The following is a 23154-nucleotide window of genomic DNA, read 5'->3' on the forward strand; positions in this document are numbered from 1 at the left end:
GCTTTACGAGTAGTAATTGCGCATAAAACCGAGTGTCTTCTCACACTCTTCACGATTACCGACACTGATGCGCACACAATCCTCAATCGGTGAATTGCGCAGAATAATTCCCGTCTCCCAAGCGGCTTTAAATAGCGCATCGCCATCAGGGAATTTCACTAACAAGTAGTTACCCCAGCCTTCAAAGACCTGCAATCCTGGGATCATAGAAAGACCGACTTGTAAGTAGGCACGGTTGGCGTTCAAATCGAGGACTTGATATTTCGCGCGCGCTAAGCCCGCCTCAGATAGCGCTTGCATGGCAATTTCTGCCACTGGCACGGGCACCGGATACGGTGCAATCACTTTGAGCAATACGTTGATTAGCTCTTCGTTGGCCAAGGTAAACCCGCAGCGTAATCCTGCCAAGGCAAAGGCTTTGGAAAGGGTGCGCAAAATTGCTAAGTTCGAATATTCATTTAGCAAACTCACCGTTGAAGCTTCTGGACAAAAATCGATGTAGGCTTCGTCCATCACCACAATCGCACGATCTTTGGTCATCTCAAGCAGGGTAATAATGTCTTCGCGTTTGACGAGATTGCCAGTCGGGTTATTTGGACTACAGACAAACACCAGTTTGACCTTATCCAAATTAGCTTCAATCTCGTTGAGATTGAGTTGCCAATCTGCCGTCAGCGGCACCGTTTTGCGCTCTACACCAATCGTTTCTGCGCTGACCGAGTACATGCCGTAAGTCGGCGGACAATAGAGAATCGCATCTTGTCCCGGCTCGCAGAAGGCCCTGATAAGCAATTCGATGCCTTCATCAGCGCCGCGAGAAGTCAAGGTTTGCTCTGGCGCTACCCCAGCATACGCCGCATAAGCGGCAATTAGCCCTTTCGGCTGGCACTCACTATAACGATTCAAGCGGGTGAAATCGGTACGATATTCATTGTCAAAGGGCGATTCATTGGCGTTAAGCCACACGTCACCGCAGCCACCGATGCGACGCGCTGAGAGATAAGGGGTCAGTTGTTGCACACTTTTACGCGCTAATTTTTCCATTTTTTCTTCCTTATCAACGCGACTGTAATTTTTCAACACGGATGGTCACGGCACGTTTGTGCGCATCCAGCCCTTCGGCTTCGGCCATAGTGATGACGGTCGGCGCTAAGTTTTTCAGCCCCTCCGCAGAGAGCTCCTGAACCGTCATGCGTTTGGAGAAATCGGCCAACCCTAAGCTTGAGTAGGTTCGAGTGTAACCATAGGTTGGCAGCACATGGTTAGTGCCAGATGCGTAATCACCAGCCGATTCTGGCGACCAATCGCCAAGGAAGATGGAACCCGCATTGTCCAGTAGTGGCAAAAGTTCACGTGGCGCTTTGGTCTGCACAATCAGGTGCTCTGGCCCGTAATAGTTGGAGATAGAGACCGCTTGAGTGAGCGAATCAGCAATGATGATGAGGCTCGATGCCAACGCTTTTTGCGCAATCTCGGCTCGGCTGAGCTGTTTGAGCTGACGCTGAACCGCATCGGTCACTTTATCAGCAATCACCACCGAAGGAGTCACGAGCACCACCTGAGAATCAGGACCATGCTCTGCTTGGCTAAGCAAGTCGGCCGCAATAAACTCCGCATCTGCGGTATCGTCTGCAATCACCAACACTTCTGATGGGCCTGCTGGCATATCAATCGCAGCACCGCGAAAATCTTTGCTGACCTGACGTTTCGCTTCAGTGACGTAAGCATTACCGGGACCAAATATTTTATCGACTTTGCTAACCGTTTCCGTTCCGTAAGCCATCGCTGCGATCGCTTGTCCACCACCGAGGTTATAAACCTCGTCGATATTACACAGTTTGGCGACATAGAGTATTTCGTCAGCAATTGGCGGCGGAGAACAGAGCACCACTTTGCGACAACCGGCTATTTGCGCCGGCACACCCAGCATCAAAACGGTGGAAGGCAGTGGTGCGCTGCCGCCAGGAATGTACAAGCCCACTTTTTGAATAGGACGAGTCACTTGCTCGCACACCACACCAGGCTGAGTTTCTACTTTAATCGGTGTGGGTTTCTGTGCTTTGTGGAACTTAGAAATATTGTCATACGCTTGCTGCAGCGCTTGCTTCATCTTTTCCGAAAGGCGCTCTGCTGCTGCATCAATCTCAGCGGTACTGACACGAATCGATGCAGGTTTGACTCGGTCAAATTTTTCGGTCAGTTCCAACAGGGCCGCATCACCTTCTTGGCGCACTTTCTCAATCACCGCAGTTACTGCAGCGGTGATGTTCGCGCCTTCTGCCATTGCTGGTCTTTCGAGCAGTGAATCTTGCTGCGCTTCACTGAGTGACTGCCATACAACCGTTCTCATGCTGCTTACTCCATCATCTTCTCAATTGGCAGTACTAGGATAGAACTCGCACCGAGTTCTTTCAGCTGTTCCATCGTTTCCCAGAATAGGTTTTCTGTACTCACCAGATGTACCGCCACTCTTTGCTTTTCCGCAGACAGCGGCAGTACCGTTGGATCTTCCGCACCAGGAAGAAGTGCTTTTACCTGTTCCAGCTTATCCACAGGTGCGTGTAACATGATGTATTTAGACTCTTTTGCTTGCTGAACTCCTTGCATACGAGTCAGCAGTTTTTCAATCAGATTTTGTTTGTCTGCGTCAAACTGCCCTGCACGTTGGATCAGCGTCGCTTTCGATTGGAAGATGACCTCAACCTCTTTCAAACCGTTCGCCTCTAAAGTGGCTCCAGTGGAGACCAAATCGGCAATCGCGTCCGCCAAGCCGGCACGCGGAGCTACTTCAACCGAGCCAGTCAGCATACAGGTCGAAAATGGCACACCCTGCTCATCCATGTAAGCTTTTAGTAGCTGCGGATAGGTGGTCGCTATGCGTTTACCAGCTAAATCTTTAGGCCCGTTGTACACCGCGTCTTTATCTAAGGCAATCGATAGACGACAGCCGCCGAAATCTAAACGTCTTAGTGTTTCGAACTGACACGCAGTCCCGGTCGCTTTGCGCTCCAAGCGCACCTCTTCCAAGACGTTTTCACCGATAAAACCGAGATCCACCACGCCATCCATGATTAAACCTGGGATGTCGTCATCACGGACTAAGAGTAAATCGATAGGCATATTTTCAGAGTGAACCACGAGGCGCTCACCCATGATGTTGAACTTAACACCGCATTTTTTCAGCAGCAGTTGGCATTCTTGGCTCAAACGGCCTTTTTTCTGAATAGCGATTCTTAAACGTTGTGTTGGCATGACATAATCCCTGTGCTTCAATTTGAAATAGTTAAACCGTTGAAATTAAAAAACCCTCGGAAGATGTTGGTCTCCCGAGGGTTTAAAATCTGAATTCGACGATTTTCACCTCCGGAAGATTCCTGTCTCCCGGGTATGCGCTCATCTCCCGAAAGACTAGGCTGGGTGATGATGGTGATGAATGTTCATTACAAAACTGCGCATACTTATTTGCTCTTTACGTCGTTGACTTTGTTGCTAACCACACTAACCAAGCTGTGGAATTTTTGCAATAGTTTATTTTCAAAAATGACCAAATTGTATATGACAAATAAAATGGGAGGTCGACGCCTCCCATTTTACTTTTTATAAATCATTGAGTTAAGCTTTCTGCAAAGTCACTCTTTTGGATTTAGACATCCAAGAAAATACCGCGCACACGACGATGAAAGCGGCAGTCGCAGCGGCCAGAGAGAGCGTTACTGACGCCGTCATGCCAAGAGCCACAAAGCCGATACAAGAGACAAGTGCAACAGCAAGTGCATAAGGCAACTGAGTCGCCACATGGTCAATGTGATTACAACGCGCCCCGGTCGATGACAAAATCGTGGTATCTGAAATCGGCGAGCAGTGATCACCAAAGACCGAACCAGCCAAGACTGAACTCAACATTGGCAACATCAACGCGATGTCGGTCGCACCAGCCATATCACCTGCGATTGGCAACATAATGCCAAACGTGCCCCAAGAGGTGCCCGTTGAAAACGCCATCAAACCGGATAGTAGGAACAGAATCACAGGTAACCAATGGGAATCAATATTGCCTTGTGCCATCGTCGACAAGTACGATCCTGTCTTCATGTCGCCAATCACGGAACCGATCGTCCAGGCAAATACAAGAATCAAAATCGCGCCAAACATTGATTTCGCACCAATCCACAAGGTGCGAGCAATTTCGACCAATGCAAGGCCCTGTTTTAGCACGGTGAACAGCGCAACGGCTAGACCGACTAAACCACCGTAAATCAGCGAAGTGCCAACATTCGTATTTTCAAATGCTCCCAGAAGATTAAACACTTTTCCATCGGCAGCCAGCGCTTGTGCTCCGGTGTAAAGCATCGAAGCAACAGTGGCAATAATCAGAGCAACGATTGGCAAAACGAGATCGGATACTTTTCCTTTTTCGCTTTCTCGGATATCCAGCTCTTCGTCGATTTCATGGGCTTCTTTAAGATCGGTTTCCGAGTCATTGTCGAATCCACGTCCTTGCGAAGCGGCAATTTCATGCTCGCGCATTTTGCCAATATCAAGGCCAAACCAAGCCACAGCAAATACCATCAGCAGGGCAAAGATTGCGTAAAAATTCATTGGAACCAAACGCAGGTATGCCCCTAACGCTGAATATTCAGTGATGCCATGTGAAACCAAAATGCCGCCGATGATGGTCATGATGTACGCACCCCAGCTTGACGCTGGCATCACAACACACATCGGCGCAGCAGTAGAGTCGAGAATGTAAGCCAGCTTGGCGCGAGAAACGTAGAATCGATCGGTAACAGGGCGAGAAATTGCACCTACAGCTAGGCTGTTAAAATAGTCATCAACAAAAATGAATACGCCTAAAAATGCCGCAAGCAGTTTAGAACCGCGCTTACTTTTTACTCGCGATTGTGCCCATTCGGCAAACGCACGAGTACCGCCGGAAAGAGTAAGTAACGCGGTAGTCATACCGAGTAGCAAAAGAAAACCCACAATACTCATATTCCAAGTATTGAGGCCGCCATCTTCAACGAAAACAGCGGATACTTTTTCACCAACATAAGTGGCTGCGTTGATTACAGAGTAACTGTTGAGCAAAATAGCTCCGAGAATGATACCAACACCCAGAGAAACCAGCACCTTACGGGTCAATATCGCTAGAGTAAGCGCCACTATTGGCGGTAGTAGAGAAATCGGAGATGTAGAAAAATCTATTAAATTCATGATCTTCAAAAACCAGTTTTTGGTTAGAGATCTACTGCAGAACAAACCGTCAGAAATATTTCTGATGTTTTTGTTGAACTAAGCGACAGGGAAGTGAACACTTCACCCAACCCTACAGTAGCGCTCCATAGTTTATAGATAAAAGACTATGGCAGTGTTGTTCCTATTCGAATACAACACCAGCAAGCCGCTTTGATATGCAACTTACTTCGGCAACTTACACCTTTCACTATTATTCATTGGCATCACCCCAATAATAGTTACTCTTTGTCGTTGCGCCTCTACGGCGATAACTTATTTTTGACCATTTATTGTTTATAAAAACAACAAACCCACCAAGTTACCGCATCAGGTAGGCGTCATTGTACTCATCCTCATAGGCTTTGCAATACATCTGTCTAAAAACATCACCGAATAAAACAAAGAAAAATGGGCACGATATGTATCCAGTTGCGTCAGTATGTATAAACGGAGGTGTCATTTTTATCACGCTCAGATATGAATGATAGATGTGAATTACACTTAATGCATAACATTTGTCACAAAAACTTGCGCAGCTAGCAGGAGTCTATAGATAAGGCATCGAATATAAAGTTAGTAACGATTAAACAATAAAAAAAACGCTATAAATATTGCTTATATCGTGTTTAGCGTTAATATTAGCATCGTAAAGAATTTAATCTTATTCGTTTTATCTGAACCTCGATATTATTATTGCGATGTCGACTTACTTAACATAGGAAAGGTTATGTCGGAACTAACAAAGACTCTACTTAATATTCGCAGCCTACGTGCTTACGCAAGAGAACTCACTCTAGAGCAACTAGAAGAAGCATTGGACAAACTGTCAACCGTCGTTGCTGAGCGTCAAGAAGCAGAAGCGGAAGAGCGTGCGGCAAAAGCTGAACAAGAAGCAAGACTGGCTGCAATTGCAGAGCAGATTGCAAAAGACGGCATTGACGTTGATGCGCTAATCAGCGCGCTTTCTGGCGAAACCAAAAGCAAGAGCAAAGGTAAAAGTAAACGTGCTCCACGTCCTGCCAAATACAAATATGTTGATGTAAACGGCGAAGAAAAGACTTGGACAGGCCAAGGTCGTACTCCATCAGCAATTCAAGCGCAGCTAGATGCAGGTAAATCTCTAGAAGACTTCGAAATCTAGTCTTTGCATTATATAAAAAAGGCTCCTTACGGAGCCTTTTTATTTTCTATTTAACGTTCCCAATACGCCTCTTCTAAGCTATCTTCCCGTTCTGGTAAGCCACGGGACAAACGCGGTGAGTGCTGAGCAAGAACTTCGTAACTGGCGCGATTTGCATACTTACACACTTGAGAAAAAGATGAATAAGTGAGAAATTCGTGCACATGCTTGCTTGAGTTGGGCACATTCTCTTTATGATATTTATTCGCCGACATATCGTGCAACACCGCAGAAAGCGCCGCATCGCCCGCACCATTGGTATTTTTAATTTTCTCAGGGCCACCCATATATGGTGAAATATGTGAATAAACTTTAATGGGATTTTCACATGAGGCTTTTCGAGTCGGGCGACTAAATTCATAGCGATTAAATTCTGCAATGCAGCCTGGCAAAAGAGGCAATGATGTTTCACGCTTAGCGCTCTCTTCGGTGTAACCCGCCATAAATAATCCAAGTGGTCCAGCAGTACACAATACCAAGTCAGCCCAATCGAGAGTTTTATCTGAAGCAGCAAGCGGATCGCTTTCACCGGTTAATGCCTCAGCTTCATCTTCATTCATCGCAACGACCGTAACATGATCATGAATAAATGCTTGCCAAAACTGCGGATCGTCCTGAATAACAAACTTAGTACCAAGGGTTAGTACAACAGGCACATTATATTTTTTCGCGTACTCGATCGCTTTCATTGTGGCTTGCGGCATGGGATCGCCTTCTTTACAACGAATCAAATAAGCCGTCAAAACCAAAGCAGAGGCTTTTTTAAAAATCTTTTCAGGGATACTTTGCGGCTTCAATTGGTTCATTTGGCCTTCGCTGATCGCGAATGTTCGTTCACCATCTTCGGTAATTAGCGCAAAACAGCGGCCTATTGCTCCATCAACACCTTGCAAGTAATTGAGATCCATACGGCTGGATGTATTACATAAATAACGATAACCGTAGCTGCCAATTTTAATATCTTGGCTCATGACACCGAGTAGCGTTGAGCGATCATCGGCCAATACAGAGTAGTTGTGCAATGTATTTCCTATCGTCCCACCCGCATATTCGTTGGTAATCAAATTCTCTTGTTTTAATTGCTGATAAAGTGCTTCTGCTGTTTGGTCATCAATAACTAATGAGTGACCTTTACTCAGACCGTATTTCTCAATCACCTCTGACGTCACTTTCGCTTCAATATCCACCAAAGTTTGGTCAATACCGATAACATGTGTACGCGTCATTCGTTTGCTTTCCTGCGCTTGGCTCACCAGCGGATCGCGGGCATGTACAGGAAAATAATGCTTTGATTTGCGTTGTCCGGGAAATTTCATAGTGTTCGTCTGAGTAAGGGGTTAAAAAAGAGAGCGGATTCTAACCTGCTGCCTAACCAGCGGCAATAAAGGCAATTATAGCAAACGTTTGCCCCGCTCTTTTTCTTTTGCGTGCGATTATTCTCCTTCCATAAAGCCGAGGTCAGGTAGCTGATCAAGGTGCTCGGCGTAACGTTTGAGATTGAATTTTCCTTCATTTCGCATCACATCAAAAATCTCTATTGAAACAGCACATGCCATCATCGCAATGGCTTCCTCACGCGAATGACAAGTCATCATTAAACGCATCAAAGTTTCTTTCACTTTAATTGGATTGCCATCTTCAAGTTGATTTTCGATGACTTCAATCAATTCTGCTTCTTCTATAAACTGGTTTTCGTTACTCATAAACTTTGTTCCGATTTGAAATTTGGCCCACTATGCCACAGTTCGCTTTTCTCTACGCACTCTATTATCGATGGCACAACTATTTTGCGGAAAAATTCGGCAAAACGATTTGTGATTGCCGTCGCGGATCTGTTGCCGCTGTATGCTTTCTGTTAGAATCTGCGTCCAGTTAATTGAAGTGGTGTTAAGTAATGTCTGATAACAGCCAAAAGAAGGTCATCGTTGGCATGTCCGGCGGTGTAGATTCATCGGTTTCTGCCTATCTCCTCAAGCAACAAGGCTATCAAGTCGAAGGCCTGTTTATGAAGAACTGGGAAGAAGATGATAACTCTGAGTATTGTACCGCAGCCGAAGATTTAGCGGACGCTCAAGCTGTTTGCGATAAACTTGGCATTCACCTGCATACGATTAATTTTGCCGCAGAATATTGGGACAATGTGTTCGAATATTTCCTTGCCGAGTACAAAGCAGGTCGAACGCCAAACCCAGACATTCTTTGTAACAAAGAAATTAAGTTCAAAGCCTTCCTTGAGTTTGCCGATGAAGTTCTTGAGGCAGACTACATTGCGATGGGTCACTACGTTCGTCGTACCTTCCCCGCTAACGGTGAAAAGCCGCAAATGCTGCGTGGTTTGGATGGCAATAAAGACCAAAGCTACTTTCTGTATACTTTGAGCCACGACCAAGTGGCGCGTAGCCTTTTCCCTGTCGGTGAGCTGGAAAAACCCGAAGTACGCCGCATCGCTGAAGAACAAGGTTTGATCACCGCGAAGAAAAAAGACTCGACCGGTATCTGCTTTATCGGCGAACGCAAATTCACCGATTTTCTTAGCCGCTATTTGCCTGCTCAACCGGGCAACATTGAAACCCCAGAGGGTGAAATTGTTGGTCAGCACCAAGGTCTGATGTATCACACCTTAGGTCAACGTAAAGGCCTGCACATTGGTGGCCGCAAAGGCGGTGGCGGTAATGAAGAGCCTTGGTTTGTGGCCGAAAAAGATCTCAAACGCAATGTGCTCATCGCCGTACAGGGGCAAGAGCATCCGCTACTGAAATCTGAAGGCTTAGTCGCCTCTCAACTGCACTGGGTGGATCGTGAGCCAATTCGCGAAGTGATGAAATGCAGCGTAAAAACTCGTTATCGCCAGCAAGATATTGCTTGTACAATTATTCCTATTGATGACGACAACATTAAAGTGATCTTTGATGAGGCGCAAATTGCCGTCACTCCAGGGCAATCGGCGGTTTTCTATCAAGGCGACGTTTGCCTTGGTGGCGGTATCATCGAAAAACGCATTCCATACACTCAAGCTTAGGAGACGTTACGTGGCGAATACACTTTATGACCGCACTATCGCATTTGCTGGCATGTGCCAAGCTGTAGCACTGGTTCAAGAAGTGGCGAAAAACGGACATTGTGATCAAGATGCCTTTGAAACGTCGATAAAAGCCATCGTGAATACCAATCCAGCCAACACACTGGATGTATTCGGCCATGAGCAAAGCCTCAAATTGGGGTTGGAATGTCTGGTCAAAGGCATCGACAGTACCCCTTCTGGCAACGAGATTACTCGCTATCTGATCAGTCTGATGGCTTTGGAAAGAAAGCTGGTACGTCGTAACGATGCGATGGCTCAGCTCGGCGACAGAATTCAGATGTTGCAGCGTCAAACAGAGCACTATGATCTCCTTGAAGAGCAGATGATCAGCAATTTGGCGAGCGTTTATCTTGACGTAGTGAGTCCGATTGGCCCACGTATTCAGGTAAATGGCACACCTTCTGTGCTGCGTCAAACTGCCAATCAGCATAAGGTTCGGGCACTACTGCTCTCTGGTATTCGCTGCGCCGTATTGTGGCGTCAGGTTGGCGGTAAACGTCGCCACTTAATTTTCGGTCGTAAGAAGATGATCGAACAAGCCCAAATTCTCTTGGCCAGAATGTAACTGTTTAGCTCGCGATAAAACGCGAGCTAACTTTTTCGGGCTAAAATAAACTCCGCGCAAACGTTTGCGCAATATTCGTGACAATTGCCACAGTTATTGGTATAACGCTCACAAAATTTAGAAACCCAATTCAGGAGAACATCATGGAACTGTCAGCATTGACAGCTGTTTCACCAGTAGACGGCCGTTACGGAAGTAAGACGATTGCATTGCGCGAAATCTTCAGCGAATACGGTTTACTTAAGTACCGTACTATCGTTGAAATCCGTTGGTTACAAAAGCTTGCAGCAACCGATGCAATCAAAGAAGTCCCAGCGTTCAGTGCCCAAGCTAACCAATTCCTTGATGACATCGCGGCAAACTTTTCCGAGCAAGATGCGCTTCGCATTAAAGAGATCGAGCGTACCACCAACCACGACGTTAAAGCGGTTGAATATTTCTTAAAAGAAAAAGTGGCAGGCGAGCCTGAACTGCACGCAGTAAACGAATTTATCCACTTCGCTTGTACCTCAGAAGACATTAACAACACCTCTCACGCTCTGATGCTTAAAGAAGCACGTGAAAGCGTGATTCTGCCAGAAATCCGTAACCTGATTGACGCCATCAAAGCGTTGGCAGTGGAATATCGCGACATCCCTTTACTTTCTCGTACTCACGGCCAGCCAGCTTCTCCATCCACCATGGGTAAAGAGATGGCAAACGTGGCGTACCGTATGGAGCGTCAATACAAGCAGATCGAGAATGTTGAGATCCTAGCGAAAATCAACGGTGCGGTCGGTAACTACAACGCTCACCTTTCTGCTTATCCAGAGCTTGATTGGCACAAATTCTCAGAAGAGTTCATCACTGAGTCGCTTGGCGTAACTTGGAACCCATACACAACCCAGATCGAACCACACGATTACATCGCTGAGCTGTTTGATGCCGTGGCCCGTTTCAACACCATTCTGATTGACTTCGATCGTGATGTTTGGGGTTACATTGCCCTTGGCCACTTCAAACAAAAAACCATTGCTGGCGAAATCGGCTCTTCAACCATGCCGCACAAAGTGAACCCAATCGACTTTGAAAACTCGGAAGGTAACCTTGGTCTTGCCAATGCGGTGTTCGGTCACCTAGCGCAAAAGCTGCCTATCTCTCGTTGGCAACGTGACCTAACTGACTCAACGGTTCTACGTAACCTAGGCGTTGGTGTTGGTTATGCCATCATCGCCTACACATCGACGCTTAAAGGCATTAGCAAGCTGGAAGTCAACCGTGAGGCACTTTTGGCTGAACTGGACAAAAACTGGGAAGTGCTGGCTGAGCCAGTACAAACGGTGATGCGCCGTTACGGCATTGAAAAACCATACGAGAAGCTGAAAGAGCTCACTCGCGGTAAGCGCGTAGACGGTGAAGCGATGCGTCAATTCATCGACGGCCTTGCGCTTCCAGAGCACGAAAAAGCGCGTTTGAAAGAGATGACGCCAGCGAACTACATCGGTCAAGCGATTGAGCTGACTGATAAACTATAAGTCGCTCAGCGTTAAAAAAGGTTGATGTTTTTACATCAACCTTTTTTTTGTTCACCAAACTTTATTATTGCTTTTGGAAAAAGAGAGTAATCGTGCCTACCTCGATACCAAACTTCTTGATTTTGGTCAGGTTGAACACATGCTTGTCATCTTGACGATACAGCCAATCGTCAAACGTAACCGTCACCGTGCTGTCATCCATTTTCAGTTCAAAGTCGTACTGCCATTGCAGCGCATTGCCCTGCTCGGCGCCGTGAGCCACGCCAATAATATCGTCAGCCTCTCCTTGATACTGGCCATTATCTAGGCGGGTAATTGTCCAGATGCGCTGATCGACTTCGCCATCATCAAACACGAAGTCTTCCACCAGTGTAAGTTGGTTACCACTGACTTGGCCGACAATAGCGACCTCAAATCGCCGCGTCTGTAGGCCACTGTAGTCTTGCACCATACCCCATGCGTGTGTCTTTCCTGCAAAATAGCCAAAAAGGTCAAAAGTCGGCGAGGTTGCTTTGTACTGGGTGAGATCCGTTGAACACGCACTCAACAAAAAACACAAGCAGGTGATCAGCCAGCATTTGATCCCATTCACTGGGAATTTCAATGTCCATTTCATCGGCTTACCTGCCCTATCAGTTGTTGGCGAAGCTGTGGATAATTACTCTGCGGCGATAGCCAAATGGATAAAAAAGCGTCATTGAGCTCTTCATCAGCCACATAGCCAATCACTTCGTACTCACTTTGCGCCAAGCGTTTAAACATCAGTTGTCCAGTTTGGCCATCGGTTAAGTAGGTAAGGCTGTCACCCGCTTGAACATCCGGAAAAAGTTCACTGAGTACCGCTATCCAACGTTGTTGCGCCGCTTTCGCAAAGCCAAGTTTCTGCCACTGCTCCTGCGTTGCTTTGAGCAGATCTTTTTGGCTGATATCACGCAGATAATTGATCTCCAGTGCTAATGGATGAGGACTGACATCCGTCCCCTGTTCAAAACGCCCGGTTGAGGTCAAAAGGCGAGACTGGTAGATATCAAAAAACAGCCAGCTTAGCTGCGCCTCGCCAACGGTGCGCCATTGCCGCCAACTCTGGGTATCCGCACCGCTCAGTTGCGCTTTCACCGGAAACGCAGCACTCGCCACAACAAACATCGTTGCAACCAGAGTTTGCTTAACATGCGCTTTCACGAACGAAATTTTCATTGTCGTATACCTTGAGTATGCAAAACGTTATCAATATCCACTGCATCAACAAAATGAGGGTGGTCAGCCAAAAGCCGTAACCAAACTGCACCGCGCCCAACTGCTCACCCGCGATGTAACTCAACGCGCCTGCGATGCCGCCAATCGCGCAGACTTGCGCGCGGCGAAAGCGCCTGATAACAAAAATGAGCTGACTGGCATACCAAGCAAACAGCCACCACAAGCAGACCATCCACAGCGGTAACGCGTCGGAGACAAAATTGAGCAGCTCAACTTGCTGGTTTATGCTGTCCAACACTGTGCCACTGATGGCAACAATAGCGATACTTTTCAGCTGCCGAGGCTGGGCTTTCCAACTCCACAGCAAGGTGGCAATCACATAAGTGAACGCTGCCCACTGCCAAGTCTCTTTGCCCAGCACGCACAGAAACCAGCCAAGTTGGAACCAAGTCGAGACAAGCAACAATCGCATCATGCTGGCCGCTGAAAAGTCATGTGCACTGTGCTGATGGTACGTGCTAAAAAGCCCCCTTCACAGTAGCTCAGGTAGTAGCGCCACATGCGAATGAAGCGTTCGTCATAACCCAAAGCACGCACTTCAGTTTCGGCTTGGTTGAAGCGGCGGTGCCAATGAGCCAAAGTTTTGGCATAGTCGAGACCGATATCGTAAAGATCCCTCAGCAGCAAGTCGCTGTGTTGTGTGGTTGCCTGAGTCAACGAGGTCACGGAAGGCAAAAAGCCACCGGGGAAAATGTATTTCTGAATAAAATCGACGTTATCGCTATAGTACTCATAACGCTGATCGGCGATGGTAATGGCCTGAATCGCCATCAGACCACCGGGTTTCAGCAGTGATTGGCAGGTCTTGATGTAAGATGGCAAGTACTGCTTACCCACCGCTTCAATCATTTCAATCGAAACCAGCTTGTCAAATTGACCGCGCAGATCGCGATAATCTTGCTTGAGCAGGGTGATCTGCTCAGACAAGCCAAGCTTGTCGACCAACTGCTGAGTGTATTCATATTGCTCCTCAGAGATGGTGGTGGTGGTCACCTTACATCCGTAGTGTTTAGCTATGTAGACCGCCATCGCTCCCCAGCCTGTGCCGATTTCGATCACGTGGTCACTGGGCTTGAGTTTCAACTGTTGGCACAAACGATCCATCTTTTGGATTTGCGCTTGCTCTAAGCTGTCGGTCTCCTGCTGAAAAATCGCCGACGAGTAGAGCATATTTTCATCAAGAAAAGCACGATAGAGATCGTTACCAAGATCGTAGTGCGCATGAATGTTCTTTTTCGAGTTTTGCTGGGTATTGCGATTTGCCCAGTGGGCCATTTTATACACCAGCTTGCTCAGCCAGCTGCTTTGCTCTTCCAAACCGTCTAGGGCCGCTAAGTTGAGGGCCATCAACTTCATCAGAGCCGTCAGATCCGGGCTGTCCCACCAGCCGTCCATGTAGGCTTCTCCAGCAGCGATACTGCCACCGCGTAACACACGCGAGTAAAAGCCGGGATGTTTGACTTCGATCGTCGCAACGACATTTGTCCCAGAGAGATCGTTGCCCGTGGTACCAAAGCGCTCACTGCGTTCGCGACTCTCAGTATGAAAGCTTTCAATAACGGTCAGAGTGCCCGTTTCCATCTTCTGCAGACATTGGAAAATGATTCTGCGCGCCGCCTTTTGCGTGGTAGAGAGCTGACGAGGCATAACCATGGATGACGTATTTAGCATGCAGAATTCTCCTTGTGCTTTTTATTTTTTGTCTCTGTTGCTGACGTTTGCTTGTCTGGGTGCGAATCAGACTGGTATTTAGGATGGGAATAAAAGGGAGCCCCTTTTAGCCACAGCTTTAACGCATGCCAATAAATACCGAACACCACTTTTACTGTTTGGCTCGGCATTTTGATCAACTGCTTCACCAAGTTTTTGCTGTTAAATGGCAACGCTTTCATCGCCATAGTCGCATCGAAGTGTTTTTCGCCTTTGTGGCACTCAAGATGAACACTCAAGTGGTCACCAAGCGGTTTCAGTCGCCATTGATATTGTTGATCGAGCGGGTTAAACGGCGACACATGGAACGCTTTTTGTTGCGTCCAACCATATGTTTCATCGTCTTGATTGGCAGACACCGCATAGTAGTGGCGCTCATTCCACGGTGTGTTACTCACTTCCGCCAACATATAGCGCCAGTTCCCGTTCGCGTCATGCAAGTAATAAAAATTGACCGGACTGAAGTAGAGCCCGAGATAACGTAAATGACAGACTGCGATCACTTTCCCTTGGCAATCCACCCCAGTCAGTTGGCGCACTTTCTCTTGCACCGCCGTTTTCAGATCGCCGCTGCCTAGGTAGTCACTGCGTTTCCATCTCGCCCAATGCCACCAGCGCTGGCCGAAACCCCAAACGGACTGCTGCAATGTTTCCAGCTCATCGAGATCAATCGCCGGCATAAACAGTGGGTAATTCAACGCGTGTTGTACCGGCGTAAAGCGCCTATGACGCACAGTGCCGACGTACAACTGACTTTGGGCTGGGCTTGCCATATCATGCCGCTCCTTTGTGTTGCGCCTCAGATTGCGCTGCAGCAGAGATTGCTTTCACCACGTCGAGCGCACTGCGCACGCCATCTTCATGAAAACCGTTGTACCAATAGGCGCCGCAAAACCAAGCTTGATGTTGCCCTTGGATCTCTTCACGACGTGCCTGAGCGGCAATCGACTGAGTGGTAAAGACCGGATGGTGGTAGACAAAACGGCGCAGGATTTTGTCTGGTTGAATCACTTCGCTGCGATTTAGCGTGACGCAAAACGTGTGCTCTGATTGGATATGCTGCAAGATGTTCATGTTGTAAGTCAGTGAAGGCAGGCGCTGCGCTTCTTCGGCATGACCATCTAAAAAATAGTTCCATGAGGCCCAAGCGGCTTTGCGTTTGGGTAATAACGAGGTGTCAGTATGTAGAACCACCTCATTGGCTTGGTAGGCCATATGCGACAAAATCTCGGTTTCCGCTGTGCTGGCATCGTGCAACATGTGCAATGCTTGATCGCTGTGACAGGCGAAAATCACTTGATCGAACCACTCAGTTTGCCCATTGATATGCAGTACCACCTTGTCCGCTTGACGTACCACTTTACTGACCGGGCTATTTAAACGAATCTTATCGGAAAAACCTTGTGTTAGCGGAGGAATATACGCCTTGGAGCCCCCCTTAATCACGTACCACTGTGGGCGGTTGGTGATGTCCAACAAGCCGTGATTGAGGAAAAAACGCAAGAAGAAAGTCAGCGGAAATGCGCGCATGTCAGCCAAAGTCGAAGACCAGATTGCCGCGCCCATTGGCAGAATATAGTTATCACTAAAGTAGTCACTGAAGCGATGTAACAGCAAAAACTCGCCGAGTGTCTGCACTTGCGCTGCGGGATCCTTAGCCGCCTGCTTGGCCAGACGGTTGAAGCGTAAGATCTCGCCGATAAAGCGATAAAACTGTGGCTTAAACCAGTTGCGTTTTTGTGCAAACAGCGTGGTGGCGGTGTGTCCGTTGTACTCTAGACCATTGCTGTCGTTGCGCACACTGAAACTCATCTGCGTCGGCAAGCCTTGCACACCAATTTCGTCCATCATTTTCATGAAGTTGGGATAAGTGCGGTCGTTATAAACGATAAAACCAGTATCAATCGCGTAGTTCTGGCCATCTTTTTCTATCTCCACCGTGGCGGTGTGACCACCGATATAATCGTTGGCTTCGAACAAAGTGATATCGTGCTCTTTGTGCAGGTAATAACCGCAGGTAAGACCTGAAATTCCAGTGCCTATAATCGCAATCTTCATGCTTGATCCTTCTTATTAAATAGCAGTTTAGACGTTAGCCACCTTTGCCAGCGATAAGGCAAGCAAGCGATTAAACGTAGGATGGTGGTAAAGCCCGCGGGGAAATAGAGGGACTCTTTGCCCGCGCTCAGTTGCGCTCGAATGGCTTGTGAAGCTTCATCGACCGATATCATCATCGGCATAGCAAAGGTGTTTTTATCGGTCAAAGGCGTTTGTACAAAACCCGGAAAAACCACCGAGACGGTGATACCTTTAGGTTGCAAATCAAGAGCTAAACTTCTGGCAAAGTAGCTCACTGCCGCTTTCGACGCGCCATAAGCTTCCGCTCTTGGCAACGCGAGCTCTGAGGCAATGGAGCCGACAATCACTAGTCGATGCCCTGCTTGAAAGTGATGCTGGCAACCCTCAATGCAGTTCACCACGCCCATCACGTTCACATTCATCACTCGTGCCACCAGTTTGGCATCCACCACGCCATGGTCGAGGTATTCGCAGTCGCCAGCGTTGAAAATCCACATGCTTGGAGTAACAGGCAGAGCCGACAAAGCCTTTTTCGTCTGCTCATAGTCAGTGACATCAAATTGCAAGCAGGAAATACGGGGGCTGTGTGCCGCTAACTCATTCAATGCGGACTGGTTACGCCCACATGCAACCACATCAACGCCACTCGCCGCGTAATCTTGGGCAAGTTTTTTGCCAATGCCTGAGGTCGCTCCAGTGATTAAAACCGCTGTACTCATTGCCCTAGCCTCTTTTTAATCGCCTTAATCACACTACCGAGCAGCGGCAGATGTTCATAAAGCATTTCGCCAAGATCAAAGTAGTCGCGGTGATAAATCACCTTACCCTCAGAAAAACGTAGATAGGAAACGCCCTGCACTTCAATCGCACAGCCTTGTTTGAGCTTGGGGTGTTGCAGTGTCATGGTCCAAGTAATAAAACCTTTGTCTTCCACTTGGCAGCGCTCATGAATAGAGAAATCACAGCGAATCACATTGCGATACAAAGCCTGAAAGTAATCAGATAGATTAGAAAAGCCTTCGAGACGATGCGCGGCATCTTCAAACACCACGTCTTGGTGGTAGATCTGCTCAAGTAAAAACAGGTTATCCTTACTCAAGGTTTGATAACATTGCGCCACCCGTGATACATCCATTAACACCGCCTCCCAGATTAGTTGTACAACTTTTATCTACGTACAAGATAGAACAGCTCATCAAAGTTGTACAAGAATTATTTTGTATAAGTATCTTGTGCAGTTTGATACGCAAAAAAGAGAGGAAGCGATCACTGCATATGAAAAAGGCTTGGTTTTTCAACCAAGCCTTGACAGGAGGAGATGCGCTGAACTTAGAACTGTCCACCACGTAGAGCAGAGATTCGTTTATCCAGCGGCGGGTGGCTCATCAGCAGTTCAGTCAGCGACTGTTTACCATTGATACCAAACGCCATCATGGTGCCATCCAGTTTCGACTCTTGGCTGATCTTCAAGCGCTCCAGCGCCGCAATCATTTTCTCTTTACCCACTAAGCGAGCCGCGCCTGCATCAGCGTGGAACTCACGATGGCGGCTGTACCACATGGTGATAAAGCTAGCGAGGAAACCAAAGACCAACTCCAGAGCGATAGAGACACCAAAGTAGACCATCATATTGCTGCCTTCGCCCTCTTCATCGTCGTTTGAAGCCACCATGTTGGCAATAAAACGCGATAGGAAGATAACAAAGGTGTTCACCACGCCTTGCATTAACGTCATGGTCACCATATCGCCATTCGCAATATGGCTCACTTCATGGGCCAAGACCGCTTCAGCTTCATCACGGGTCATGTTGTGCAACAGACCGGTTGAAACGGCCACCAGTGAATCGTCACGTTTCGCCCCAGTGGCAAACGCGTTGATGTCTGGTGAATCGTAGATAGCCACCGTTGGCATACCAATGCCCGCTTGCTGCGCCTGACGGCTGACCGTTTGCAGCAGCCAATGCTCGGTTTCGTTACGTGGGCTTTCAATCACCATGCCGCCAACAGAGCGCAATGCCATGCTCTTTGACATCATCAGTGAGATGAACGCACCACCAAAACCAAACACCGCCGCCATAACCAGTAACCCGGATAGGCTGCCCGGTTTCATTCCGGTAACGGCGTAAACAATATTCAACACTAAGCTCAGTACCAATACGACAGCTAGGTTGGTGATTAAGAACAACATGACTCGCTTCATGACTTTTCTCCAGGGAAGCTTTTTACTTTAACGTCAGTGTGATCTGACTTCTTTGACTGATAGATATAGTCTAATTTTTTTAAAACAAGGTTAAGCGATAAATTGCAACATTTGTTTACTAATAGATGGGGCGCAATGATGTATAAAATAGGCAAAATAACGCATAGATATTTAAACAAAATCGTTAGACTTTGGTCTTATTGTGCTTCTTGTTGTTCATGATAGATTCTCTAGCAGACAAAACAACGTCGATGAATTCTCGAAGTACGGCTAGGTAGGGAATTGAGATTGACGTCATCCATCAAACTAAGGGAATGATTATGGTAGAGTCAAACAACTATCAAATGGCGATTGATCTATTGTGCTGCCATCTAGGAATCTCTGAAGAAGAGGCGAAGCAGCAACTCGGCATTTCGACAGAGCAACAGGTCGCCAAGCAAATCTCTGATACTCAGCAAGCTCTTATGGGGCTTGTTCAAGACAAGTAAATTTTGAATACGCAAGAAGGGCTGCCAATCGGCAGCCCTTCTTCATTTTATTTGGTCAATTATCTTGCTAGGTTATGCCCCAAGCAATGCTGTGACATCAATGTACTTAGCCAGATCTTTGCGCTTGGCCTTAGGAATATAAGGAATTTCTCCGAGCTTAGGCACCGCTAAACGCATTTCTAACATTTCAATGATGTCAGCATAGTGCTCAGTCCCCGGGTTCACTCGATTGGCCACCCAGCCAATCAGGTTCAAGCCATCGGATTTGATCACTTCTGCCGTTAACAGCGCGTGACTTAAGCAACCTAACTTGATACCGACCACCAAAATAACAGGGAGTTGCTCTTGTTGTACCCAAGTAGACAAACTTTCTTCATCTGAGATGGGCACACGCCAGCCGCCAGCGCCTTCGACTAACACCACATCGGCATTTTGCTTGTGCTGCGCCAATTTGTTACTTAGAACGGTGTAGTCTATTGCGACCTGTTCATGCTTCGCCGCAATGTGAGGAGACGCCGGCAGTTCGAGCGCATACGGGTTCACATCCTCGTAAGCAACGTCAACTGTTGCAGCGGCTTGCAAGTGCAGTGCATCGGAATTTCGCCAACCTTCGGCCGTTTTTTCACTGCCCGCAGCCACGGGCTTGTAACCGATTGTTTTTATCTCTCTCGCTGCCAACGCATGAAGAATGGCTTTTGAAGCCACGGTTTTGCCAACATCGGTATCCGTACCTGCAACAAAAAATGCCCTACTCATATCTCTATAACCCCTAAACAAACCTTATAACTGGCCGGTACATGCCCCAGATGGTTTTGAAATGTTTGATACTCGCGCTCAACCTGCGTCAATACTTTACGACTGGTTAAACCATGTGAACGACCACTTACGTGATTCGCCCCAATACCTTTGAGATCTCGCATCACGGCAAACGCTGATGGGTACCAAACTGTGATGTCGGTCAAGTCTAGATGATGGTTATGGCAATGAGATTGCGCTAACGCAATTTTTACCTGATTGGCGGAGATGAAATGGTTGACGTGTTGATATGCATCAATTTTTCGCCACGCGGTTTTCAGCTCCAGCAGTGAACCATCCAGCAATGTGGAGAAAAACGCCATGCCTTTTGGCTTGAGCACGCGTTTGATTTCTCTCAGCGGATAGGCCAAATCCTGACACCACTGCAAAGCCAGGCTGCTAAAAACGTAATCGAACTCAGCGGAAGGAAAAGGCAAAGCTTCGGCATCGGCAACCTGATAGGTGACGCGCCAATCGCCACAGCGTTTACGAGCCGTTGCTAACATCTGTGACGAGAGATCAGCGCACACCACCGAAGCACCCCTATCTCGCAGCAATTCTGAGAAATAGCCAGTACCGCAGCCAAGATCTAAAACACGCCGCCCTGTGAGATCTTCAGGCATTTTCTCTAGTAGCCGATGGCCAACATCACGCTGAAACGCCGCGTGTTGATCGTAAGTTTTCGCTGCTTTACCAAACGCCAAGGCAATCGCCTGTTTATCGCTACTGGCTGTGTCGGTTAATAATGCTTGCTTCACTTGCTCTTTCCCATCGCCTGCAACAAACTGCGACCCAGCACTTTAAGGTGCTCGACACTGTGGTTCGCAGTGAGGGTAATTCTCAAACGCGAAGTTCCTTGCAAAACGGTTGGCGGACGAATCGCCGTCAGCCATAAGCCTTTCTGGCGACAGTGCTCAGAGACCGCCATCGCGCGTTGTGCATCACCTATAATCCAAGGTTTTATTGGTGTCGAGGTATCAACATAACCCACCTCATTTTTCAACAATAGAGCATACGTTTGTTGCAGTTCATCTAACTTTTCTCTTCGCCAACGTTGCGTACGTATCATCTCTATCGCGTGGGTTAAAGCATACGCTTGAGCGGGTGGAATCGCCGTCGAATAGACATGATGACGGGCAAATTGGGCCAGATAGTCGCCAGTGGATTGGTCACATAAGATCGCCGCACCAGACAAGCCAAACGCTTTGCCAAAAGTGACCACCAAAATCTCTGGTTTGATCGCCGCCAGATCGCAGCTGCCCCGCCCTTCCTCACCAAGCACACCAACGCCGTGGGCATCATCGATCGCCAGCCAAGCGTTTTTTTGCTTGGCGACCTGAGTGATGTTTGCCAACGGAGCGAGATCACCATCCATACTGAACACGCCCTCAGTAACCACGAGGCTGCGCCCTTTTGCATCCAGTAAAGTATCGAGATGACGAGTGTCGTTATGCTTCCACCGTTTCATCGTCGCGGGCGAAAGGTGGCCAGCTTCCTGCAAAGAGGCATGATTGAGTTTATCTTGGTAAAGAAAATCGCCTTTTTCTAACAAACTGAACAGCATAGCTTGATTGGCCGCAAAGCCCGAGCCAAACAAGATGGCCCGTTCAAAGCTTAGCCAGTCACATAAGGCCGCTTCGAGGTTGCTGTGCGCAGGGGAAAACCCCGTCACCATCGGCGACGCACCACTGCCACAGCCGTATAAACTCAGTCCTTGTTGCCATGCGCGCACTAGAGACTGGTCGTTTGCTAAACCCAAATAATCATTGGCAGAGAAGTTGATATAACGTTTGCCATCACATTCGAGCTCGGTTTGGTTACCAGAGAAAATCACCTGAGTGCTCCGGCTCAAACCTTGCTGCGCTCTTTGCGAAAGCGCGCCTTCAATTCTGGACTTAAACGCTGGCGTCATAAAACAGGTCGTCTTTCGCCGGACGAGCAGCCACTCGTTCTACTACGCGATCAAGCAAGTCGTTTTCTTCAATTTCATCCGGTTTTTGCGACACTTGCTGGCGGTTAATCCCCAGCTTGTTAAACAGCAACATGTCTTTGTCTTCGGATGGATTGGGAGTAGTCAGAAGTTTGCAGCCGTAGAAAATAGAGTTGGCACCCGCCATAAAGCATAAGGTTTGCATCTGCTCATTCATATTTTCGCGGCCAGCAGAGAGGCGTACCGCAGATTGCGGCATCATGATGCGGGCGATGGCAATTAAGCGAATAAAGTCAAAAGGATCGACATCTTCTGCGCTTTCCAGAGGCGTCCCTTTGACTTTGACCAGCATATTGATCGGCACACTTTCCGGATGCACCGGCAAGTTGGCTAATTCCACCAGAAGTCCAGCGCGGTCATTGGCACTCTCACCCATGCCAATGATCCCGCCAGAACAGATTTTCATTCCCGCGTCACGCACGTGAGAAAGTGTATCTAGGCGATCTTGATAGGTGCGAGTGGTGATGATGTTGCCGTAAAACTCTGGCGAGGTATCAAGGTTATGGTTGTAATAATCGAGGCCCGCTTCGGCAAGCTGATTCGCTTGCTCAGGCGTGAGCATGCCCAGCGTCATACAGGTTTCTAGCCCCATCCCTTTAACGCCTTGGATCATCTCTTTGAGCAGCGGCATATCACGCTCTTTCGGATTTTTCCACGCCGCACCCATACAAAAACGCGTAGAACCTGCGTTTTTCGCTTTCTGCGCGGCGTCCAGCACCCGCTCGACTTCCATTAAGCGCTCTTTCTCAACGTCAGTTTGATAACGGGCACTCTGCGGACAATACTTGCAATCTTCAGGGCAAGCGCCAGTCTTAATCGACAGCAAAGTGCTGACTTGCACTTGGTTGGCGGGATGGTAATGACGGTGAACTTGCTGCGCTGAAAAAAGCAAATCCATAAAAGGCTTATCCATTAGCTCACGCACTTGCGCATGAGTCCAGTTGTGACGTACTTCCACGTGTATTCCTTGCGTAACTTTTTGTTAAGTCGTTTTCGTTTTGTTGACAGTCTACTGAGTCCCGATAAACTGTCAACGAAATCAAACACAACAGAGTTTACA

Annotated in this window: 24 protein-coding genes, 1 riboswitch and 1 other annotated feature; of the genes, 5 read left to right on the forward strand and 19 right to left on the reverse strand. The window is 47.8% G+C overall.

From position 1 onward, the window contains the following. Window positions 1-3: 3 nt before the first annotated feature. From hisC to EWA64_RS03325, 4 genes are all read right to left on the reverse strand, one after another. The gene (gene hisC, locus EWA64_RS03310) at window positions 4-1044 is read right to left on the reverse strand and encodes a histidinol-phosphate transaminase (protein ID WP_061895539.1); all 1041 of its coding nucleotides are present in this window, start codon (window positions 1042-1044) and stop codon (window positions 4-6) included. A gap of 13 nt (window positions 1045-1057) precedes the next feature. After that, complete coding sequence (hisD, locus tag EWA64_RS03315) at window positions 1058-2350, reverse strand: histidinol dehydrogenase (RefSeq protein ID WP_061895538.1); 1293 nt, start codon at window positions 2348-2350, stop codon at window positions 1058-1060. A gap of 5 nt (window positions 2351-2355) precedes the next feature. Next, a complete protein-coding gene (gene hisG, locus EWA64_RS03320) occupies window positions 2356-3252 on the reverse strand; it encodes an ATP phosphoribosyltransferase (RefSeq protein WP_061895537.1) in 897 nt (298 codons plus the stop codon). A 44-nt stretch (window positions 3253-3296) separates the two neighbouring features. Next, window positions 3297-3433, reverse strand: a sequence feature (His leader region). A 179-nt stretch (window positions 3434-3612) separates the two neighbouring features. Then, complete coding sequence (locus tag EWA64_RS03325; RefSeq protein WP_061895536.1) at window positions 3613-5214, reverse strand: Na+/H+ antiporter NhaC family protein; 1602 nt, start codon at window positions 5212-5214, stop codon at window positions 3613-3615. Between the two features lie 110 nt (window positions 5215-5324). Next, a riboswitch (Lysine riboswitch) is annotated at window positions 5325-5506 on the reverse strand. A gap of 456 nt (window positions 5507-5962) precedes the next feature. Between EWA64_RS03325 and EWA64_RS03330 the strand changes: the two genes are divergently transcribed. Further along, on the forward strand, window positions 5963-6376 hold the full coding sequence (locus EWA64_RS03330; RefSeq protein ID WP_061895535.1) for an H-NS histone family protein: 414 nt from the start codon (window positions 5963-5965) through the stop codon (window positions 6374-6376). Window positions 6377-6426: 50 nt separating this feature from the next. Here the strand turns inward: EWA64_RS03330 and EWA64_RS03335 are convergent, their stop codons facing one another. Beyond that, on the reverse strand, window positions 6427-7731 hold the full coding sequence (locus EWA64_RS03335; protein WP_061895534.1) for an inosine/guanosine kinase: 1305 nt from the start codon (window positions 7729-7731) through the stop codon (window positions 6427-6429). Window positions 7732-7848: 117 nt separating this feature from the next. Then, complete coding sequence (locus EWA64_RS03340; protein WP_061895533.1) at window positions 7849-8118, reverse strand: hypothetical protein; 270 nt, start codon at window positions 8116-8118, stop codon at window positions 7849-7851. Window positions 8119-8309: 191 nt separating this feature from the next. Here EWA64_RS03340 and mnmA point away from each other — a divergent pair, with 191 nt between their 5' ends. The 3 genes from mnmA to purB all read left to right on the forward strand — a co-directional run bounded on the left by mnmA (window position 8310) and on the right by purB (window position 11576). Beyond that, window positions 8310-9434 carry a tRNA 2-thiouridine(34) synthase MnmA gene (gene mnmA / locus EWA64_RS03345; RefSeq protein ID WP_039432436.1) on the forward strand — a complete coding sequence of 375 codons (1125 nt, stop codon included), beginning with the start codon at window positions 8310-8312 and terminating at the stop codon, window positions 9432-9434. Window positions 9435-9444: 10 nt separating this feature from the next. Beyond that, window positions 9445-10062, forward strand: a complete 618-nt coding sequence (gene hflD / locus EWA64_RS03350) for a high frequency lysogenization protein HflD (protein ID WP_061895532.1) — start codon at window positions 9445-9447, stop codon at window positions 10060-10062. A gap of 143 nt (window positions 10063-10205) precedes the next feature. After that, window positions 10206-11576: an adenylosuccinate lyase gene (gene purB, locus EWA64_RS03355; protein WP_061895531.1), complete on the forward strand. Its 1371-nt coding sequence runs from the start codon at window positions 10206-10208 to the stop codon at window positions 11574-11576. 64 nt (window positions 11577-11640) lie between these two features. On the opposite strand, the gene EWA64_RS03360 is transcribed toward purB, so the two are convergent. The 9 genes from EWA64_RS03360 to htpX form a co-directional block, all read right to left on the reverse strand. After that, window positions 11641-12192, reverse strand: coding sequence for a DUF3833 domain-containing protein (locus EWA64_RS03360; RefSeq protein WP_082796716.1), 552 nt, complete (start codon window positions 12190-12192; stop codon window positions 11641-11643). Continuing rightward, on the reverse strand, window positions 12189-12773 hold the full coding sequence (locus tag EWA64_RS03365; RefSeq protein ID WP_061895530.1) for a chalcone isomerase family protein: 585 nt from the start codon (window positions 12771-12773) through the stop codon (window positions 12189-12191). Before EWA64_RS03365 ends, EWA64_RS03360 begins: the two co-directional genes overlap by 4 nt. After that, on the reverse strand, window positions 12742-13248 hold the full coding sequence (locus EWA64_RS03370; protein ID WP_061895529.1) for a DUF2878 domain-containing protein: 507 nt from the start codon (window positions 13246-13248) through the stop codon (window positions 12742-12744). Before EWA64_RS03370 ends, EWA64_RS03365 begins: the two co-directional genes overlap by 32 nt. Beyond that, window positions 13245-14504 carry an SAM-dependent methyltransferase gene (locus EWA64_RS03375; RefSeq protein WP_061895528.1) on the reverse strand — a complete coding sequence of 420 codons (1260 nt, stop codon included), beginning with the start codon at window positions 14502-14504 and terminating at the stop codon, window positions 13245-13247. The genes EWA64_RS03370 and EWA64_RS03375 overlap by 4 nt, the downstream gene beginning before the upstream one ends. After that, window positions 14498-15316 carry a DUF1365 domain-containing protein gene (locus EWA64_RS03380; RefSeq protein ID WP_061895527.1) on the reverse strand — a complete coding sequence of 273 codons (819 nt, stop codon included), beginning with the start codon at window positions 15314-15316 and terminating at the stop codon, window positions 14498-14500. The genes EWA64_RS03375 and EWA64_RS03380 overlap by 7 nt, the downstream gene beginning before the upstream one ends. A gap of 1 nt (window position 15317) precedes the next feature. Continuing rightward, window positions 15318-16601, reverse strand: coding sequence for an NAD(P)/FAD-dependent oxidoreductase (locus EWA64_RS03385; RefSeq protein WP_061895526.1), 1284 nt, complete (start codon window positions 16599-16601; stop codon window positions 15318-15320). Further along, window positions 16598-17341 (reverse strand): SDR family oxidoreductase, encoded by a 744-nt coding sequence (locus EWA64_RS03390; RefSeq protein ID WP_061895525.1) that lies wholly within the window; start codon window positions 17339-17341, stop codon window positions 16598-16600. The genes EWA64_RS03385 and EWA64_RS03390 overlap by 4 nt, the downstream gene beginning before the upstream one ends. Then, entirely contained in the window at window positions 17338-17757 is a 420-nt protein-coding gene (locus EWA64_RS03395) for a nuclear transport factor 2 family protein (protein WP_061895524.1), read from the reverse strand. Before EWA64_RS03395 ends, EWA64_RS03390 begins: the two co-directional genes overlap by 4 nt. A 194-nt stretch (window positions 17758-17951) precedes the next feature. Next, window positions 17952-18821, reverse strand: a complete 870-nt coding sequence (gene htpX / locus EWA64_RS03400) for a protease HtpX (RefSeq protein ID WP_039429709.1) — start codon at window positions 18819-18821, stop codon at window positions 17952-17954. 320 nt (window positions 18822-19141) lie between these two features. Between htpX and EWA64_RS03405 the strand changes: the two genes are divergently transcribed. Then, window positions 19142-19309 (forward strand): hypothetical protein, encoded by a 168-nt coding sequence (locus EWA64_RS03405; protein WP_167520851.1) that lies wholly within the window; start codon window positions 19142-19144, stop codon window positions 19307-19309. 72 nt (window positions 19310-19381) lie between these two features. On the opposite strand, the gene bioD is transcribed toward EWA64_RS03405, so the two are convergent. Genes bioD through bioB form a run of 4 tightly spaced genes read right to left on the reverse strand, consistent with a single transcriptional unit; the run spans window position 19382 to window position 23052 of the window. Next, window positions 19382-20065 carry a dethiobiotin synthase gene (gene bioD / locus EWA64_RS03410; protein WP_061895523.1) on the reverse strand — a complete coding sequence of 228 codons (684 nt, stop codon included), beginning with the start codon at window positions 20063-20065 and terminating at the stop codon, window positions 19382-19384. Then, entirely contained in the window at window positions 20062-20862 is an 801-nt protein-coding gene (gene bioC, locus EWA64_RS03415; protein WP_061895522.1) for a malonyl-ACP O-methyltransferase BioC, read from the reverse strand. The genes bioD and bioC overlap by 4 nt, the downstream gene beginning before the upstream one ends. Further along, a complete protein-coding gene (gene bioF / locus EWA64_RS03420; RefSeq protein WP_061895521.1) occupies window positions 20859-22016 on the reverse strand; it encodes an 8-amino-7-oxononanoate synthase in 1158 nt (385 codons plus the stop codon). Before bioF ends, bioC begins: the two co-directional genes overlap by 4 nt. Continuing rightward, window positions 22000-23052, reverse strand: a complete 1053-nt coding sequence (bioB, locus tag EWA64_RS03425; protein WP_061895520.1) for a biotin synthase BioB — start codon at window positions 23050-23052, stop codon at window positions 22000-22002. The genes bioF and bioB overlap by 17 nt, the downstream gene beginning before the upstream one ends. Window positions 23053-23154 lie beyond the last annotated feature (102 nt).

Origin of the sequence: Vibrio cidicii, assembly GCF_009665415.1 — a bacterium.
Classification (GTDB): Bacteria; Pseudomonadota; Gammaproteobacteria; order Enterobacterales; family Vibrionaceae; genus Vibrio; species Vibrio cidicii.